At 39.6% G+C, this 19,593-nt stretch carries 5 protein-coding genes; 3 read left to right on the top strand and 2 right to left on the bottom strand.

What is annotated here, in order from left to right; genetic code table 11:
* Positions 1–7: 7 nt before the first annotated feature.
* Positions 8–1,156 (bottom strand): PepSY-associated TM helix domain-containing protein, encoded by a 1,149-nt coding sequence (locus MIC7126_RS27415; protein ID WP_017653091.1) that lies wholly within the window; start codon positions 1,154–1,156, stop codon positions 8–10.
* Positions 1,157–1,390: 234 nt separating this feature from the next.
* Positions 1,391–3,940, bottom strand: a complete 2,550-nt coding sequence (locus MIC7126_RS0110450; RefSeq protein WP_017653092.1) for a TonB-dependent siderophore receptor — start codon at positions 3,938–3,940, stop codon at positions 1,391–1,393.
* 822 nt (positions 3,941–4,762) lie between these two features.
* Here MIC7126_RS0110450 and MIC7126_RS0110455 point away from each other — a divergent pair.
* From MIC7126_RS0110455 to MIC7126_RS0110465, 3 genes are all read left to right on the top strand, one after another.
* Positions 4,763–10,054 (top strand): non-ribosomal peptide synthetase, encoded by a 5,292-nt coding sequence (locus MIC7126_RS0110455; RefSeq protein ID WP_017653093.1) that lies wholly within the window; start codon positions 4,763–4,765, stop codon positions 10,052–10,054.
* 231 nt (positions 10,055–10,285) lie between these two features.
* Complete coding sequence (locus MIC7126_RS0110460; RefSeq protein WP_017653094.1) at positions 10,286–14,836, top strand: type I polyketide synthase; 4,551 nt, start codon at positions 10,286–10,288, stop codon at positions 14,834–14,836.
* A gap of 31 nt (positions 14,837–14,867) precedes the next feature.
* The gene (locus MIC7126_RS0110465) at positions 14,868–19,592 is read left to right on the top strand and encodes a non-ribosomal peptide synthetase (protein WP_017653095.1); all 4,725 of its coding nucleotides are present in this window, start codon (positions 14,868–14,870) and stop codon (positions 19,590–19,592) included.
* The last annotated feature ends 1 nt before the right edge of the window (position 19,593 follow it).

Consider the following 19,593-nt stretch of genomic DNA (forward strand, 5'->3'; position numbering starts at 1 on the left):
TTGTGAACTAGTTACTATCTGGCGGCTCTATTAAGCTTGTATGGCTCAATCTGATGGCTGCTTGACGGCGGGCGATCGCCCACTGTCGCTGTCGCCACATCAACAACCCTGTAATCAACAAAAAAGTAGGAACTAACCCCACAACTACATACAAAATCATCATCAGTTGTCCACCATAACGCCCTGTGTGCAGGATAAATATACTAAATACAGCATTTGCGAATTTAGTTCTCAGTGACTCAGTCAGTGGATTATTTATCCGCAACACTTCGCCACTATATTGATCCACATATAAATGAGTTAGACCATAATAAGTCACTTCCAAAGGCTGTTTCTTGATTAAAAAAACGGCTTCTTCTGGTTTCTCTGGATAAGAAATAAGAGTCACTCTTCCAGCAGGAAAAGCAATATTAGCCAACTCCAAAATTTTGCTCATCTTCAGAGGCGCTTGACCCGCAATTACTTTTGAGGTTGGGTTAGGAATGACAGGCATATTTGTTAGGTAATACATTACTTGTCGCGTCTCTTTAGTAGCAGTCAAGCAGAACCCTGTTAAAGCTAGCAACAGCAAAAAGCCTACAGATAAAATCCCGACAAATTTATGCAGGTCATAATTTACTAATTTCCCAGGCGCACGCCAGCGAATTTTAAATCCTAGAATCAGTCTATGCCAACCATTCCAAAGTATGATTCCAGAAATACTCATTAACACTAACAAAATGCCAAAAACACCGACAAATTTTTTTCCGATATCTCCAGCTAAAAATGATTCATGAATTTCATAAATTATTCCCATTAAGCTGCTTTCCCATTGCAAAGCACCGAGAATGATATTTGTATAAGGATTCACATATACATCCAAAGATTTATCTTCTTTAGAGGTGATAGTGACTTTATAGGCATCACTCAGAGAATTTGGCATCTCGATTGATGAAACTTGCCAATCAGGGTAAGCCTTGTTTACAGTTTCTTCAATCTCATCAACTGATATGCTTTGTGCTTGCGGTATTACTGTCGTTAATGGTGAATTTAGTTGATGGTGAATTTCATGCCAGAAGACAAGAGCGCTCCCGGTTAAGCCAATCACAGCTATGACTATTCCGAGTGCAATTCCTATCAAGCGGTGTAACAAGAGAGCAGCTGGGCGGAGTTTCATAACCTTGATTGCTGTAGAGGGCAAAATATTCAGGAGGCAGAAGGCAGGAGGCAGGAGGCAGGAGGCAACCTACCCTTAAAAGAGTGGGATTGAAACAATGACGTTTTATACCTCGCTACAAGTAGTATCAGTATAATTATTTATTCAAACTAGGCTCAAACCCAGAACTAAAGTTGTAATTGATACTACTCATACCTTCTGCCCTCTGCCTGCTGCCTTCTGCCTTCTGAATTATCAAAACTGCCAAGAAATTGTTCCCTGCACAGTCAAAGGTTGACCATAAAAAACACGTGTGTCACTGTTAGCCGTTTCAAAATAAGTAATATCAAATAAGTTTTTGATATTCAGTGCTACTTTGAAGTTATCTCTTCTGTAATAAATCGCAGCATCTGTGCGGATATAGCTGGGTATTTTAAAAGAATTTTCTAAGTCTCCCTGTCGTTCATCCACATAAAATAGCCCTAAGCCAAAGCCTAACCCTCGTAAATTACTATTTTGAATTTCATAGGTAGTCCATAAGCTCAAAGCATTTGCCGGCACATTATTGAGTTTATTACCAATAGGAAAATCATTATCCCGAGTAATTTTGGCATCTGTATAAGCATAGGAAGCAATAACATTCCATCCTGGCAAAACTTCTCCAGTGATATTTAACTCAATTCCTCTACTTCTTTGCTCTCCTGTTTGAATAGAAAAAAGTCCTGATGCATCGGTAGTTAAAACATTAGAGCGAGTTAGTTCATAAAAAGCCAGAGTTGACGAAATTTTCTCTGTAAAATCTGCTTTGATACCTACTTCATACTGAGTACCTTTTTCTGGTTTAAAAAGTTGATTATCTAATCCTGAACCTATAACTTGTTGAAACGACTTACTGTAGCTAGCATAAAGGGAAATAGGTTTGATTGGTTGATAAACTATACCTATCCTGGGACTAAATACTTCGTCTTGTTTAAAACTATTACTTGATGAATTAGATAAATTTTCAAAACTTTGGTTAGCAATATCAAACCGCCCACCTAAAAGTACTTTGAAATTATCTGTCAAGGAAATTTGATCTTGGAGGTAGATACCTAAAACCTCTGATTTAGTGACATTTTCAGCTAGATTTCTTGTATTAAATCGAGAGTTATTGTAAATTGGGTTAAATAAATCCAGTGGAGCTAACGAAAATAAAGCTAAACGGTTTCTAAATTCGTCTCTAGATAAATTGAACCCTGCAACCAATTGGTGTTTAATACTGCCAGTATTAAATTTGCCAACAATATAATTATCTAAGTTGTAGACATCTCTAAATTGACCACCATTTTCTGCTTGTGACCTAACACCACCTCTGTTAAGAAAACGACCATCTTCTGATAAACCAGTAGAAAAAGTATTCAATAAATCGTAAGTGCGGAATGATGCTCGAAAAGCGTTTTGTAGCTTCCAATTTTCACTAAAACGATGCTCAAAGTCATATCCTATACGAAAAACACTACGTTTGTAGAAATCTGAAGGTTCTCCAGTAAATCGGTTCAGGGAAATTTGACCGTTGGGATTTGGTAAAACAGTACCTTTAGCAGGCAATCCCGTATAATTCTTCTGTTCGGTATTTAAATACTCTGCTGCTAATGATAGTGTGGTGTTTTTACCTATCAGCCAAGTCAAAGCAGGTGCAATAAAGGAATTATCTATATTCGCAAAATCAACAAAACTATCCGATTTTTGAATTGAAGCATTCAGCCGATATAGGACTGTTTTGGTATCGTTGATTGGACCAGAAAAATCTAGAGCGCCTTGATATAAATTGTAGCTGCCGATTGTGGCTGACAAACTATAAAAAGGTGTGCTTAGAGGCTGCTTTGTGATGATGTTAATTGTGCCACCTGGGGAACCTTGTCCATAAAGTACAGAAGCCGGACCTTTGAGGACTTCTATACGTTCGACATTACTAAGTACAGAACTGACTTCGTTGGTTGTATCCCTCAAACCGTTTCTTGTGCTTTCGCCGCTAAAACCTCGAATAAGAAATTGATCGAAGGAATTTATTGAGGAATTTTGCGGTGTTACACCTGCGACATTTTGCAGTGCGTCAGCCAAGCGTTGCGCTTTTTGATCTTCTAGCAATTGCTGGGGAATTACTTGTATGGCTTGCGGAATGTCGCGCAAAGGTGTGTCTGTTCGGGTTGCACTGCTGGCGTTATCAGCGCCGTATTTGTCTTGCTCACCTGTTACTACTAGTTCAATGGGTGCGTCACTTGCATCTGATGGTTGACTGGCCGGAGCCTCACTTTCTGCGGGTGGTTGTGTTGCAGTTGCAGTAGATGCGATCGCAAACACCAACCCTGAATCCTCATCAAACAACTCAATTGTTGGTAAAGTCTGCTCACCCACCACTGTGACTCGCACAGTATTTGCATCAATATTTGTAACTGTTACCTCAGTAATTCCCGCGATTGGTTTCTCAGAACGAAATGTAAAAGCTTCACCCGACGGTAAACGCAACTGGCCGCCAGCTACATCTGCGATAAAACTATTACCCGTACTGCGGTTGGTAATTTGTAGTTTTTCTCCTTGAGTCGTCTGTAAAATTACCTCGACACCTTTGTTGCTGGGATTAGCTTTTACTCCTGTAATTTGTACCACTTCTGGTGTTGGCGACTGTGCGAGTAATGCTGCACCACCTCGAAGGGGTTTGTTGAATGTAGATTTATCTGGAGCTTTCTCACTTCTAGCAGGAGTGGCGATCGCCACAACAACTGCACCTGCCAACAGCAGACTGGGAAACAATTTATCTAACTTCATTTATCTACTTGCTCTCAACCACACTACTTGCCTGTATCCAAGGACTCGAAGAAATACTTTGATAAGAATTCTTATTTAACTGGATATTGTCCCCACAATACTATGAGGTGGTTGCAGACACAAGATAATTAATAATCTTTCTTAACTGAATAGATTTTCTAGTCCAGACTGGAAAAAAACCAAGTTGAGGGTATAAAATAACTTTCTTGTTTATCAGTATTTTTTACACCTATGTTAGCGCTCTGACTCATGGATTTGCCTCATATTGCGACTCAACTGATTTATTCCTATGTCAAATTTAGTTTATCCTCTTGTTTCTCTTAGGTTATAAACTTGTCATCTATCTAAAGATAGAAGTGTATATATCATTATTTTAATTAATGACTGAGCGGATTATTGATAATATTTTTATAATTTATGCTATTGCTAATGCAAGTAGTTTTCGATATGTTGATAGGTGGTAAATACAAAAGAGTTTCAATAACTCAATGAAGCTCGCACCACTTTTATTCCTATCAATTGAATAATTGAGCTATTTGCGGAAAATAGAGAAGCTATTTGTGTGACATAGCTTTACCTAAAGCTACTGAAATTTTTTCAAAAATCAAATCATACCAAACTGCAATCTAAAACGTAATATTGAAACCCACAGCAGGGCGGGAAAACCCCGCCCCTACCAAAATCTTAATTACATATCAGAACGCGGATTGGTATCAGATTCCTATATTTTCTGTAGAGGTTATGGATTTGCTCTTTCTTGTTCTTGTAATGAGAGTTAAAAGAGCAGTGCTTCAGGGTGACGTTTAAGTTGTGACAACAAAAATGAGTAAATTTTCGCATAGCTTGCTGGAAGTACCTCATAACTGTTCTACAGTTGTGGAACTCTCACGCTTCAGAAGCTTGACGCAGCCAGATAGAGATGCTTTTAGCTTCTTGCTGGATGAGGAAACAGAACCAGCGACGCTAACCTATGAAGAATTGGATAGGCGATCTCGTCGCATAGCGGCTCAATTACAAAAATTAGGTTTGACTGGAGAACGAGCCTTACTACTTTATCCCGCAGGACTAGATTTCTTAGTAGCTTTTTTCGGTTGTCTATATGCAGGAGTGGTGGCTGTAACTGCATATCCCCCGCGCAATCAGCGCAACACACCCAGAATCAAAGCTATTGCTCTAGATGCACAAGCAGCGATCGCACTGACGACGACAGAAATATTGTCTACTGTCCAATCTTTGATGACAGCAAAGACCGATGTCGAATCTTTGCAGTGGCTAACTACCGACAATCTAGCCTTGGGGATAGAAAATACTTGGCAAGAACCTACTATTAGTCCCGATACCTTAGCCTTTCTACAATACACTTCTGGCTCTACAGGTACACCCAAAGGTGTGATGATTAGTCATAGCAACTTACTGCACAATGCCAGTACTACTTACCAATTCATGGAGCATTCCCCAGAAAGTAAGTTTGTGACGTGGTTACCGATGTACCACGATATGGGTCTGATTGGAGGTATATTGCAACCTTTGTATGGTGGTTTTCCTTGCATCATTATGCCTCCAGCCTCCTTTCTGCAACGCCCTTATCGTTGGTTGCAGGCTATATCCAAATACAAAGGTACAACAAGTGGTGGGCCTAACTTTGCCTATGATTTATGTACACAAAAAATTACTCCAGAACAAAAAGCCACCCTTGACTTAAGTAGTTGGAGTGTTGCGTTTAACGGTGCTGAACCGATTAGACATGATACCTTAGAGCGGTTTGCAGCAGCTTTTGCAGAATGTGGCTTTCGTCAAGAAGCTTTTTACCCTTGTTATGGAATGGCTGAAACAACGCTGATGGTTTCTGGTGTGCAAAAAGCAACAGCACCAACGATTAAAACCATCCAGAAGCCTGCATTAGCATCAAATCGAGTAGTTGCATCATCTGCTGAAGATGAAGATGTGTACTATTGTGTGAGTTGTGGTCAGGTCATACCAGAACAGAAAATAGCGATCGCTAATCCAGAAACATTGAGTAGTTGTCAGCCTGATGAAATTGGAGAAATTTGGGTATCTGGTCCGAGTGTGAGTATAGGTTATTGGTCTCGTTCACAAGAAACCGCACAGACATTCCACGCTTATCTATCAGACACCAAAGAAGGGCCATTCCTACGGACAGGGGATTTAGGTTTTTTGCACAATGGTGAACTATACATTACAGGTAGAGCCAAAGATTTAATCATCATTAGAGGACGCAATCTCTATCCACAAGATATTGAACTGACCGCAGAACGCAGCCATAAAACATTACGCGCCGGAAGCGTCGCAGCCTTTGCGGTAGAGGTGGAAACAGCAGAACGACTAGTAGTAGTACAAGAATTAGAGTTTCGCGCTAAACCCAATATAGAAGAAGTTTCTCGTGCTATTCGCCAAGCAATTACAGAAGAACATCAAGTGGAAGTTTATGCAGTTGTTTTAATCAAAGCTGGTACTATTCCCAAAACTTCCAGTGGTAAAATTCAACGTCGTGCTACCAAAACAGCTTTTTTGGCAAATACATTAGAGGTTGTTGGTAGCAGTATTCTGGAAATTACCCAAACAACAACAGCAGAAAATTGTCTAACACGCACAGAATTACTAGCAGTAAAGCCAGAACAACGACAGCAGTTATTAAACTCCTATTTACAAAACCTAGTATTACGAGTACTGAGAGTAACAGCTTCTCAGGTAGAAATAAAGCAACCTTTGACCAGTTTGGGTTTAGATTCCCTGAAAGTTTTTGAGTTAAAAAACCGGATTGAGATTGATTTTGGAGTAGCTATATCTGTAGCCGACTTCTTTGACGGTGCGAATATTGCTGATTTAACAAACCAAATCCTAGACCAAACTAATTACAATTTTCATAGTGTATATTTGCCAATCTCTAGGGTAGAGACAGCCACTAACAAATATCCACTTTCCTTTACTCAAAAGCAGTTATGGTTTATTAATCAACTACAACCAGGAACAGCTACATATAACATTTCTGTAGCTATTCATCTCACAGAAAAGTTAAATGTACCTGTATTGGTTCGCAGCCTCAACGAGATTATTCAAAGACACGAAATATTACGCATCAGCTTTGATGTTGTCAATAGTGAACCCATTCAAAAAGTTGTAGATGTAGCTACATTAAATTTATCAGTAGTTGATTTGCGAGATTTATCTGAGCAACAACGACAGACAGAAGTACAAAAATTATCTTTACAAGAGGCTCAGTCATTTTTTGATTTAGAAAAAGCACCTTTATTACGAGCCAAACTGCTACATTTAACAGCAGAAAAGTCAATATTAATTTTGACATTACATCATTTGGTTAGTGATGGTTGGTCAATCAATATTTTAGTGAAAGAATTATCAGCAATATATCAAGCTTTCCTAGAAAATAAACCCTCTCCGTTACCTCAGCTTGCTGTAAAGTATACAGATTTTGTCTATTGGCAACAAAAGTGCTTGCAAGGTGAAATTATAGCAAAACATTTAACTTATTGGCAGCAGCAGCTAGGCGGAAATCTCCCGGTATTACAACTACCTACAGACCGTCCCAGACCACCAATACAGACTTTTAGAGGAGCGCAGCAGAAGTTTGTCTTGTCTACAAGTTTAACTCAAGCCATAAAACAGTTAAGTCAACAAGAAGGAACTACTTTATTTATTACCTTGTTAACGGCTTTTAAAACTTTGCTTTACCGCTACACAGGTCAAGAAGATATTCTTGTTGGTTCACCAATTGCTAACCGTAATCGTGTAGAACTGGAACAGTTAATTGGGTGTTTTGTTAATACTTTGGTATTACGTACTAATCTAGAAAGCAATCCTACATTTATAGAATTGTTGGGACGAGTGCGAAAAGTAGCAATTGATGCTTATACTCATCAAGATTTGCCCTTAGAAAAACTAGTAGAAGCATTACAACCAAATCGGGATTTGAGCTATAATCCACTATTTCAAGTGATGTTTGTACTGCATAATCCTGCATCAAATAGCATCTTGAAAACCAAGGAAATTGAGACAGGAACAGCCAAATTTGACCTCCTGCTATCGATGATAGATAGTGAAGCAGGATTAACAGGAACGCTAGAATACAATACTGATTTATTTAATTCCCATACTATTACCCGGATGGTTGGTCATTTTCAAACCTTACTAGAGGGTATAGTGAGGAATTCTCACCAACGTATTTCTGAGTTACCAATATTGACACCCGCTGAACGTCAAACGCTATTGGTTGAGTGGAATAACACTCAGGTGAATTATGTCCAAAAAGCTTGTATCCATCACTTGTTTGAAGCGCAAGTTGAAAAAACACCGACAGATGTAGCAGTAATTTTTGCTCACCAAAAACTTACCTATCGAGAGTTAAACAATCGAGTCAATCAACTAGCTCACTACCTACAAAATGTAGGTGTGAAACCAGAAACTTTGGTTGGAATCTGTATGGAACGCTCTATCGAAATGGTAATTGCAATATTGGCAATCATGAAAGCAGGTGGAGCTTATTTACCGCTAGATCCTACTTATCCTCAAGAGCGTTTAAAGTTCATGTTAGCAGATGCTCAATTACCATTGTTGCTAGTGCGATCGCATTTAATTAATGAACTACCACCACACCAAGCTCAAGTAGTAAGTATCGATAACGATGGTACAGAATTCGCTGGTTATAGCCAAGCTAATCCAGTTAGTAATGTACAGCTAGAAAACGCGGCTTATGTAATTTATACTTCTGGTTCCACAGGAAAACCCAAAGGGGTAATTAACACTCATCAAGGTTTATGCAATCGCTTACTGTGGATGCAAGATACTTATCAATTAACATCAAGCGACAGAATTTTACAAAAAACGCCCTTCAGTTTTGATGTTTCTGTCTGGGAATTCTTCTGGCCTTTGTTTACTGGTGCAACTTTAGTCCTAGCTAAACCAGGTGGACATCAAGATGCCAGCTATTTAGTGCAACTCATTACACAGCAGCAAATTACAACATTGCATTTTGTACCCTCAATGCTGCAAGTGTTTTTAGAGGAACCAGCACTGGAGAATTGTGATAGTATCAGAAGGGTAATTTGTAGTGGTGAAGCACTACCTCTAGAACTTCAAGAACGCTTTTTTGAACTATTGAATGCAGAATTACATAATCTCTACGGACCGACAGAAGCAGCTATTGATGTTACTTATTGGCGTTGTCAACCAAAGAATAATGAAAGAATTGTTCCTATTGGTCGTCCCATTGCTAACACACAAATATATATATTAGATAAACAATTACAACCTGTGCCAATTGGTATTCCCGGAGAATTACATATTGGTGGTGTGGGTTTAGCGCGGGGTTATTGGTGTAGAACGGAATTAACTAATGAAAAGTTTATTTCTAGTCCTTTTGCACCAGAAAAACGACTCTATAAAACAGGAGATTTAGCACGTTATCGTGTTGATGGCTCAATTGAATTTTTAGGAAGAATTGACTATCAAGTGAAAGTGCGCGGTTTTCGGATTGAATTAGGAGAAATTGAGACGGTTATAGCACAATATCCTCATGTGCGGGAAACAGTGGTCACGGCTGATGAAAACCGTTTGATTGCTTATGTAGTTCCTACAGCGATATTTACTGTAAGTGAATTAAGGCATTTTGTTAAAGAAAAACTCCCGGAGTATATGCTTCCTGCTGTCTTTGTCATGTTAGAAGCGTTACCTCTTACTCCTAATGGTAAAGTAGACCGTACTGCTTTACCAGCGCCAGATAACTTACGTCCAGAATTAGCAACTAATTATCAAGCGCCTCAATCTGAAGTAGAAAAAACAATAGCTAAGGTTTGGAAACAGGTACTACAGCTAGAAAAGGTCGGAATTTATGACAATTTCTTTGATATTGGTGGACATTCTTTGCTGGTGGTGCAGGTAAATAATCAACTCAGAGAAATTTTGCAGCGAGATTTATCAATTGTAGAAATTTTTCAGAATCCAACTATTAAATCACTGGCAGAATATTTAAGTCAAAAATCATCAGAAACGACAATTTTGGCGAAAATGCGTGAAAGAGTGGGTAAACAAAAAGCAGCTTTGAAGCAACGCCATCAAGTAAATAGTCGTGGAAAATGAATTATTTGGGCAAGGGAACGGGGAAGAATAAATCTTTTTTACCTCACGCATAGACACGAAGTGGCTTCCCGCAGGGTAGGCGCAAAGACAAGCCAGTGCGTTGGGCGGCTCCGCCGACTTGAAGCAACTGGCGCGCAAAGAAGAATGCAAAATTAACTACTTTTACAAGAAGTTTATTATTAATGAAGTAATGGAAGCATTTGAAGTAATTTAAAAGGTAAGTTGTAGGTTATGGAAGGTATTGCTATTATCGGCTTGGCTGGGCGTTTTCCTGGAGCAAAAAATATTACGGAGTTTTGGCAGAATTTATGTGATGGAGTTGAGTCAATTTCTCAATTTAGTGATGATGAGTTAATGGCTGTGGGAGTGGATTCGTCATTACTTAATAATCCTAACTATATAAAAGCTGGGGCTGTATTAGAAGATGTAGATTTATTTGATGCTGGCTTTTTTGGTTTTAATCCTAAAGAAGCGGAAATGACTGAGCCGCAACATCGTTTATTTTTAGAATGTGCTTGGGAAGCGTTGGAAAATGCTGGTTATGACTCTCAAAGATGTGACAGTCGGATTGGTGTTTATGCTGGTGCTAGTTTAAATAATTATTTGACTTTTAGCTTAAATGGCGATCGCATTGGTTCAGCGTCTAGTTTCCAAAAGCTAATTGGGATTGATAAAGATTTTCTGTCTACTCGCGTTTCTTACAAGTTAAATCTGACTGGGCCAAGTTTAACAGTCCAAACGGCTTGTTCTACTTCTTTAGTAGCCACTGCTTTAGCTTGTCAAAGCTTGCTGAATTATCAATGTGATATGGCTTTGGCGGGTGGGGTTTCGATTCGTGTACCCCAAAAAACCGGGTATTTACACCAAGAAGGCGGAATTTTATCGCCTGATGGTCATTGTCGCGCTTTTGATGCTAAAGCCAAAGGGACAGTTATTGGTAATGGTGTGGGGGTGGTGCTGTTAAAACGGTTATCGGATGCGATCGCTGACCGAGATCACATCTATGCTGTAATTAAAGGTAGCGCTATCAATAACGATGGTTCTAATAAAATTGGCTACACTGCACCCAGCGTCAATGGCCAAGCAGAAGCGATCGCCGAAGCAATAGCACTCGCTGATGTGGAACCGGAAACAATCAGCTATGTCGAAACTCACGGTACAGGAACTGCTTTAGGCGATCCCATTGAAATCTCGGCGTTGACAAATGTCTTTCGTGGACAGACTGAGAAAACAGGTTTTTGTGTGATCGGTTCTGTGAAAACAAATATTGGACATCTAGACGCTGCGGCTGGGGTTACAGGCTTAATCAAAACGGCTTTGGCTTTGCAACATCAGTTGATTCCTCCCAGCTTAAACTTTGAACAACCCAATCCAGAAATTGACTTTGCTCATAGTCCTTTCTACGTCAACACTCAGCTGACACAATGGAATACAACTTCTACACCGCGTCGCGCGGGAGTTAGTTCTTTAGGTATTGGTGGGACGAATGCTCATGTCATTTTAGAAGAAGCACCAATACAATTCAAAATTCAAAATTCAAAAGTCAAAAGAGAATATTTGCTGTTGTGTTTATCAGCTAAAACTGATTTGGCGCTAGAAACTGCTACTAAAAATTTGGTTCAACATCTCAAACAACATCCTGATGTGGATTTGGCAGATGTTGCTTACACTTTGCAAGTAGGGCGTGCAGTATTTAATCATCGCCGTGTTGTGGTTTGTAAAAATATTCCAGAAGCAATCAACGCGCTAGAAATTATAAATCCTCAACAAGTATTAACTCACTTTGAAGAACCAATTCAACGCTCTATCACCTTCATGTTTCCGGGACAGGGCGCTCAATATGTAGATATGGGGCGGGAGTTATACAACACCCAGAATAGATTTCGGGAAGAGGTAGATCGTTGTTGTTTGTTACTCGAACCGGATTTAGGATTAGATTTACGTACAATTATTTATCCAGAAGAATCTGAAAAACAAGCGGTAACTAAACAACTAAAACAGACATCTTTAGCGCAACCAGCATTATTTGTAATTGAGTATGCTTTAGCTCAACTGTGGATGTCTTGGGGTATCTCTGTGCAAGCTATGATTGGTCATAGTATTGGGGAATATGTAGCTGCTTGTTTAGCTGGGGTAATGTCGTTAAAAGATGCGTTAGCTTTGGTTGCTGTGCGTGGGCGACTGATGCAGCAAATGACTACAGGTGCGATGCTTTCTGTATCTGCGTCAGCGTCGGAGGTTAAAGCTTTGCTCAACAAAGATTTAGCTTTAGCCGCTAATAATGCACCTTCTTTATGTGTGGTTTCGGGAACCCATGCAGCCTTAGATAAAATTGCTGAACAGCTTAAAAATAAAGGTATAGAATGTCGCTATTTACAAACTTCCCATGCTTTTCATTCCGCAATGATGGAACCAATGCTACAACCATTTATTGCGGAACTAGAAAAAGTCAAACTTCATCCTCCCAAAATTCCTTTTATTTCTAATTTGACGGGTACTTGGATTTCACCAGAGGAAGCGACATCTCCAGATTATTGGGCGCAGCATTTACGTCAAACAGTACAATTTTCCAATGGTTTATCAGTTTTGTTGGAGGAAAGCGATCGCATCTTCTTAGAAGTAGGTTCAGGACGGACTTTATGTAGTCTCGTCAAGCAACACACCCAAAAAGCAGCCGGACAGGTAGTGTTACCTTCCCTACGTCATCCCCAAGATGAAAAATCAGATGTTAATTTCTTGCTCAATATTTTAGGGCGGTTGTGGTTAGCAGGCGTTGAGATAAATTGGTCGGGATTTTACACCCACGAACAACGTTATCGCTTACCTTTACCGACTTATCCTTTTGAACGTCAGCGTTACTGGATTGAACCAGAAATATCAACTCAAATATCCAGCAAAGTTGAAAGTAGACAGGGTAAAAAGCCTAATATTAATGACTGGTTTTATATTCCTTCTTGGAAACTAATTCCCCTCGTTAAAACCAAATATATTACGTCTAATTATACTTTAATTTTTGTTGATGAATTTGGTTTAGGTTTACAACTTGTGCGAAAATTACAACAATTGGGACAGCATGTCATCACTGTGAAAGTAGGAGAAGAATTTGCTCAACTTGATAGTAATACATACGCTATCAATCCGGCTCAAGCAGATGATTATCAGAATTTGCTGCGACAATTAAGCGCACAGGGAAAAACCCCGAATACAATTGTCCATTTGTGGAGTATTAGTCAATCACAAACTTTATCTTGGGAAACGACTCAAAACTTAGGTTTTTACAGTCTTGTTTACCTAGCGCAAGCTATTGGACAACAGATAAATGATGCAGTGCAAATTTTAGCGATCGCTAATCATCTGTATGACATCATAGGAAATGAAGAATTATCTCCTGAGAAAACGACTATATTAGGCGCTTGCAAAGTTATTCCTCAAGAATATCCGCATATTAGTTGCCGTCTGATTGATATATTATTACCAAAATCAATCAGCGACGATTTTCTAGAACAATTACTAGCAGAATTAACAACTGCGTCAGAAAATGCCATAATTGCCTACCGTAATCATTACCGTTGGGTGCAAACATTTGAGCCAATAGTGCTAGAACCAGTTACGGAAAACAGAAGCCGCTTGCGACAAGGAGGCGTATATTTAATCACAGGTGGTATGGGAGGCATGAGTTTAGTTTTAGCTGAATATCTGGCGAAAACAGTGCAAGCCAAGCTGGTTTTATTAGGACGTTCATTACCATTTGATAATGAAAAAGTCAAACAATTAGAAGCGTTAGGTGCAGAAGTATTAGTACTGACGGCTGATGTGACTAATTATGAACAGATGGAAAGTGCGATCGCACAATCTCTACAACGCTTTGGTACAATTCACGGTGTCATCCACGCAGCTGGTATTGCTGGGGCTGGGATGATTCAACTCAAAACACCAGAAATAGCCAAAAAAGTTTTTGCACCCAAAATTCAAGGAACAATAGTTTTAAATAATGTTCTCAAAAACATCAATTTAGACTTCTTAGTTCTTTGTTCATCTTTAAGTTCCATCCAAGGAGGATTGGGACAAGTAGATTATTGTGCTGCTAATACCTTTTTAGATGCCTTTGCTTACTGGAATACAGTCACAAATAACCGATTTACAGTTGCTATTAATTGGGATGCTTGGCAAGAGGTTGGTATGGCAGTAAATACAAGTGTTCCTAATGAAATCAAAAGCTGGCGTGCAGAAACTTTACAAAATGCTATCTTACCTCAAGAAGGAGTAGAAGTTTTTAGCCGAATTTTAGCCCAATCTCTATCTCAAATTATAGTTTCTACCCAAGATTTACCAGCAGGAATCGAGCAGCTTAATCGATTGATTTTATCTTTTGTGCAAAAGCCAGTAAATTCTTGTCAAGCATCTGCTAGTAGACATGCACGCACTTTACAAGATAATACTTATGTAGCTCCTCGTAATGCCATTGAAGAAACTATTGCCAATATTTGGGAAGAACTTATAGGTATTGAAAAAATAGGAATTTATGATAACTTCTTTGAATTAGGTGGACATTCTTTACTAGCTGTTCAGACTATCTCCCGCTTGCGAGAAGTTTTTCAAGTCGAATTACCACTAAGTACCCTGCTTTTTGATGCGCCGACAATTAGCAGACTAGCTACTGCGATCGCGGAAAAACAAGCACAAATTGAGGAACTTGAAGAGGTAGAAAAAATGTTAGTAGAAATAGAAAATCTTTCTATTCATGAAGTCAATCAACAGCTATTTAAAGAACAAAAAAAATAAATTTGTAATTTATATGATGAGGTGATTATTAGTGAGTGATATTATTCAAAGAATAGCCGCTTTAACTCCAGAAAAACGGGCATTATTAGAATTGCGGTTAAAACAGAAAAACTTGCTACAAAAAAAATGGACATCTATAGCAAAACGAAAAGCACAGGATGCCTTATATTTATCTTTGATTCAAGAGAAATTTTGGATTATTCAGCAATTACAACCAGATTTATCTGCATATAACGAATCAAACCTGCTTAAAATCACAGGTAATCTCAACAAAAATGTTTTAGAAAAAAGCCTCAATACAATTATTCAACGTCATGAAATTCTCCGTACTAGCTTTCGAGTGGTAGATGGTCAAACTATACAAAATATTGCTCCGGCAATCCAAATAACTCTACCAATAGTAGACTTGCAAGATTGCTCTAAAATTGAACAAGAAGCAAAAGTAAAGCAGCTAGTAATCGAGCATTCAAGCCTGCCTTTCGATATTACCGAAGCGCCACTATTACGAGCTGTTCTTATTCGGTTGCAAGAGCAAGAATATCTCTTGCTGTTTACCATACACCACATTATTTTTGATGGTTGGTCTAGCCGAGTTTTTTATCAAGAACTAGCAGCACTATATCAAGGTTTCTGCCAAGATATTCCAGTAATTTTGCCAGAATTACCGATTCAGTATGCAGACTTTGCACTGTGGCAAAGACAATCATTAAATAATGAGGAGAAATGGCACCAACTGACATACTGGAAGCAGCAACTCCAAGATGCACCACCAATTCTCAACTTACCAACAGACTATCCCCGCCCCGCCCAGCAAAGCTTTCGGGGTGCGCGTGCGACTATTATAATTACAGAGGCGATCGCTCATGCACTCAAATCCTTGAGTCAGCAAGCAGGTGTCACCCTGTTCATGGTGATACTAGCAGCATTTAAAACTTTGCTCTACCGCTATACCGGACAGACAGACTTGTTAGTGGGAACCCCAGTTGCTAATCGGACTCAAATTGAAACAGAGAATTTACTGGGATGTTTTGTTAATAGTGTAGTTTTACGCACAGATGTAGCTGGAGAACCAAGTTTTCGAGATTTGGTGAAGCGAGTCCGCGAGACTGCTTTAGCCGCCTATGCTCACCAAGACTTACCCTTTGAACAGTTAGTCAAAGAACTCCAACCGGAACGCACATTCAGCCACACTCCTCTGTTTCAAGTGATGTGTGTATTCCAAGATACGCCATTGTCAGCCTTAGAACTTCCTGGTTTAACCTTGGCTCCGTTGATGATTGACAATGGAACTGCCAAGTTTGATTTGACACTGTATTTAGAAGATACCAAGCAAGAGCTAATCGGATTTCTAGAGTACAACAGCGATTTGTTCCATCCCGACACCATCAACCGCATGGTGGAACATTTCCAGACTTTACTAGCAGGTATAATTGCCAATCCCGACCAGTGTATTGCCAAGTTACCTTTGCTGACACAGCAGGAACAAAATCAATTAATCGCAAATAATCTGCCGATAAAAATAGATGATTCGTCGCCATTAACCTTACATCAGTTATTTGAGCAGCAGGCGGAAAAAACACCAGATGCAGTAGCTGTGGTGTTTGGTGAACAACAACTAACTTATGCAGAATTAAATATCAAAGCGAATCAGATAGCTCATTATCTGCAAAAATTAGGCATCAAAACAGCAGAATTAGTAGGTATTTCTTTACCGCGTTCTCTAGACATGATCATCGGTATTTTAGGCATCTTGAAAGCGGGAGCAGCTTATGTGCCACTCGACCCTAATTATCCGATAGAGCGACTCGCTTTTATTTTAGAAGATGCTCAGTTACAAGTTATTCTGACTCAAAAACAACTCTGCCAAAAATTAGCCACAAATCAAACACAATTAGTCTACCTGGACGCAGACGGGGAAATTGCTCAACAAAGTAGAGATAATCCCAGCAGTCAAGCTACATCTGCATCCCTGGCTTATATCATCTACACATCCGGCTCTACAGGTCAACCCAAAGGCGTTTTAGTCAACCATCACAACGTGATGCGTTTGTTTGCGGCGACTGATGCTTGGTTTAAATTCAATCATCAAGACGTTTGGACTTTGTTTCACTCCATTGCTTTTGATTTCTCCGTGTGGGAGATTTGGGGTGCATTACTTTACGGTGGGCGTTTAGTGGTAGTTCCTTATGAGATGACGCGATCGCCCCAAGCTTTTTATGAGTTATTATCACAACAACAGGTAACAGTTCTCAACCAAACCCCCTCGGCTTTTCGACAGTTAATCAAAGTCGATGAATCTACCCCGACACCACAGCAATTAAACCTCCGCTACGTGATTTTTGGCGGAGAATCCCTAGAAATTGCCAGTTTACAGCCGTGGTTTGACCGATATGGAGACAAATCACCGCAGTTAATCAATATGTACGGCATCACCGAAACCACCGTACACGTCACCTATAGTCCCTTGACAATAGCAGATTTAACTCCAGTCTCAGGCAGTGTCATTGGTCGTCCGATTCCCGACTTACAAGTTTATGTGCTAGACCAACATCAGCAACTATTACCAATTGGAGTTGCAGGTGAGATGTATATTGGTGGTGCTGGTTTGGCGCAGGGTTATCTGCATCGTCCAGAATTGACAGCCGAAAAATTTATCTCTCACCAATTAGCACCCGAAACACGCCTTTATCGTTCTGGAGACTTAGCACGTTACTTACCTAATGGGGAATTAGAATACCTTGGTCGCATTGATAACCAAGTAAAAATTCGCGGCTTCCGCATTGAGTTAGGAGAAATTGAAACAACTCTGTGTCAACATCCAAATATTAGAGAAACAGTAGTTCTACCTTGGGAAGACGCAGTTAAAAATCAGCGGCTAGTTGCTTACATTGTCCCCAAATTAGAGCCAGCACCAACTACTAAAGAATTACAAAATTGGCTCAAGGAAAAATTACCAGAGTACATGATTCCTGCTTTTTGCGTTTCATTACCTGCCTTACCTTTGACAACTAATGGTAAAGTAAATCGCCGCGCATTACCCGCACCGAATACAGTCAAACCCGAATTAGATCGAGCTTTTGTTGCACCACGAACAAAAATAGAACAAGTGCTAGCTGATATTTGGGCGCAGGTTTTAGGAGTTGCACGAGTAGGTATTGATGATAACTTCTTTGAGTTAGGTGGTGATTCAATCCTCAGTACTCAGATTATTGCTAAAGCTAATCAAGCTGGTTTGCAATTGACTTTTAGAAAGTTGTTTACTCATCAAACCATCGCAGAATTAGCTACTGTTACCGACATCACTCCCACGACTCCAGCAGAACAGGGCGTAATAGTTGGTGAAGTTCCTTTAACTCCCATCCAGCACTGGTTTTTTGAGCAAAATTTACCAGATGCACATCACTGGAACCAAGCCGTTTTGTTAGAACTAGAGCAAACTATTGAGCCTGCATTGATAGCAAAAGCATGGCAATATTTGCTGATTCACCATGATGCTTTACGTCTACGTTTTGTAACTGATGGAGTTAATTGGCAACAGCAGATTGTTCCTCCTGATGGGGAAATATTATTTAAGCAAGTGGATTTGTCAACATTATCAGCGACAGAGCAGACACAAGCTATTTCTGAGATTGCGACTGAATTACAAGCTAGTTTGGACTTATCTACAGGCCCGTTAGTCCGAATTGCCCTGTTTAATTTGGCAGAAAAACAACCCAATCGGCTACTGATTGTGATTCATCACTTAGTAATTGATGGTGTTTCATGGCGGATTTTATTAGAAGATTTACAAACAGTTTATCAACAATTAAGTCGAGGAGAAGATGTAAATCTCCTTGCTAAAACCACTTCTTATAAACAGTGGGCAGAACAACTTAAAGAATATGCCCAATCAAATGTCTTGGAAAAAGACTTAGAATACTGGTTAGCTATAGATAAAGTAGACCAACTGCCAGTAGACTATTCACAAGGCGCAAATACTGAAGCTTCAGCTTGTAATGTATCAATAGCTTTGAATTTAGCAGAAACTAAGGCTTTATTACAGGAAGTACCAAAGGTTTATCACACGCAAATTAATGATGTCTTGCTAACTGCTTTAATCAAAACTTTTGCTGATTGGACAGGCAAAAACGAACTTCTAATTGATTTAGAAGGACATGGACGCGAAGATATTTTTACAGGTGTAAATTTGTCGCGGACAGTCGGGTGGTTTACGGCTATTTTTCCGGTATTCCTCACACTAGAAGCCGATGCTAGTGCAGGGGAGGCGCTGAAGTCAATTAAGGAGCAGTTGCGGGCAATTCCCCAACAAGGTATTGGTTATGGGGTGTTACGCTATCTCAGTGGTAATCAAATCATTATCCAGCAAATGCGATCGCTACCATCAGCCGAAATCAGTTTTAACTACTTTGGGCAATTTGACCAAGCGTTACCCCAAAAACTGTTACGACTTACCCAAGATTTTCCTGGAGTATCCCGCAGCCCTAAAGCTTTGCGTCGCCACCTTTTAGATATCAACGGCTTTGTGGTTGAAGGACAACTGCGTTTGGAGTGGACATACAGTAAAAATATTTACAGACCAGAAACAGTAGAGAAATTAGCACAGAGCTACTTAGAACAAATGCGATCGCTCTTAGTTCACTGCCAATCAGGTAATACTCCTGGCTTCACACCTGCTGACTTTCCCAAAGCCAAACTGACACAAAAAGCTCTTGACCAATTTCTTGCCAGTATTACCAAAGCCAGTGGAGAGGGTTAAA

Source organism: Fortiea contorta PCC 7126, assembly GCF_000332295.1.
Taxonomy (GTDB): Bacteria; Cyanobacteriota; Cyanobacteriia; order Cyanobacteriales; family Nostocaceae; genus Fortiea; species Fortiea contorta.

Coding starts and splice junctions, on each gene's coding strand:
- MIC7126_RS0110460 (WP_017653094.1), top strand. CDS start 10,286: ATGGAAGGTATTGCTATTATCGGCTTGGCTGGGCGTTTTCCTGGAGCA.
- MIC7126_RS27415 (WP_017653091.1), bottom strand. CDS start 1,156: ATGAAACTCCGCCCAGCTGCTCTCTTGTTACACCGCTTGATAGGAATT.
- MIC7126_RS0110450 (WP_017653092.1), bottom strand. CDS start 3,940: ATGAAGTTAGATAAATTGTTTCCCAGTCTGCTGTTGGCAGGTGCAGTT.
- MIC7126_RS0110455 (WP_017653093.1), top strand. CDS start 4,763: ATGAGTAAATTTTCGCATAGCTTGCTGGAAGTACCTCATAACTGTTCT.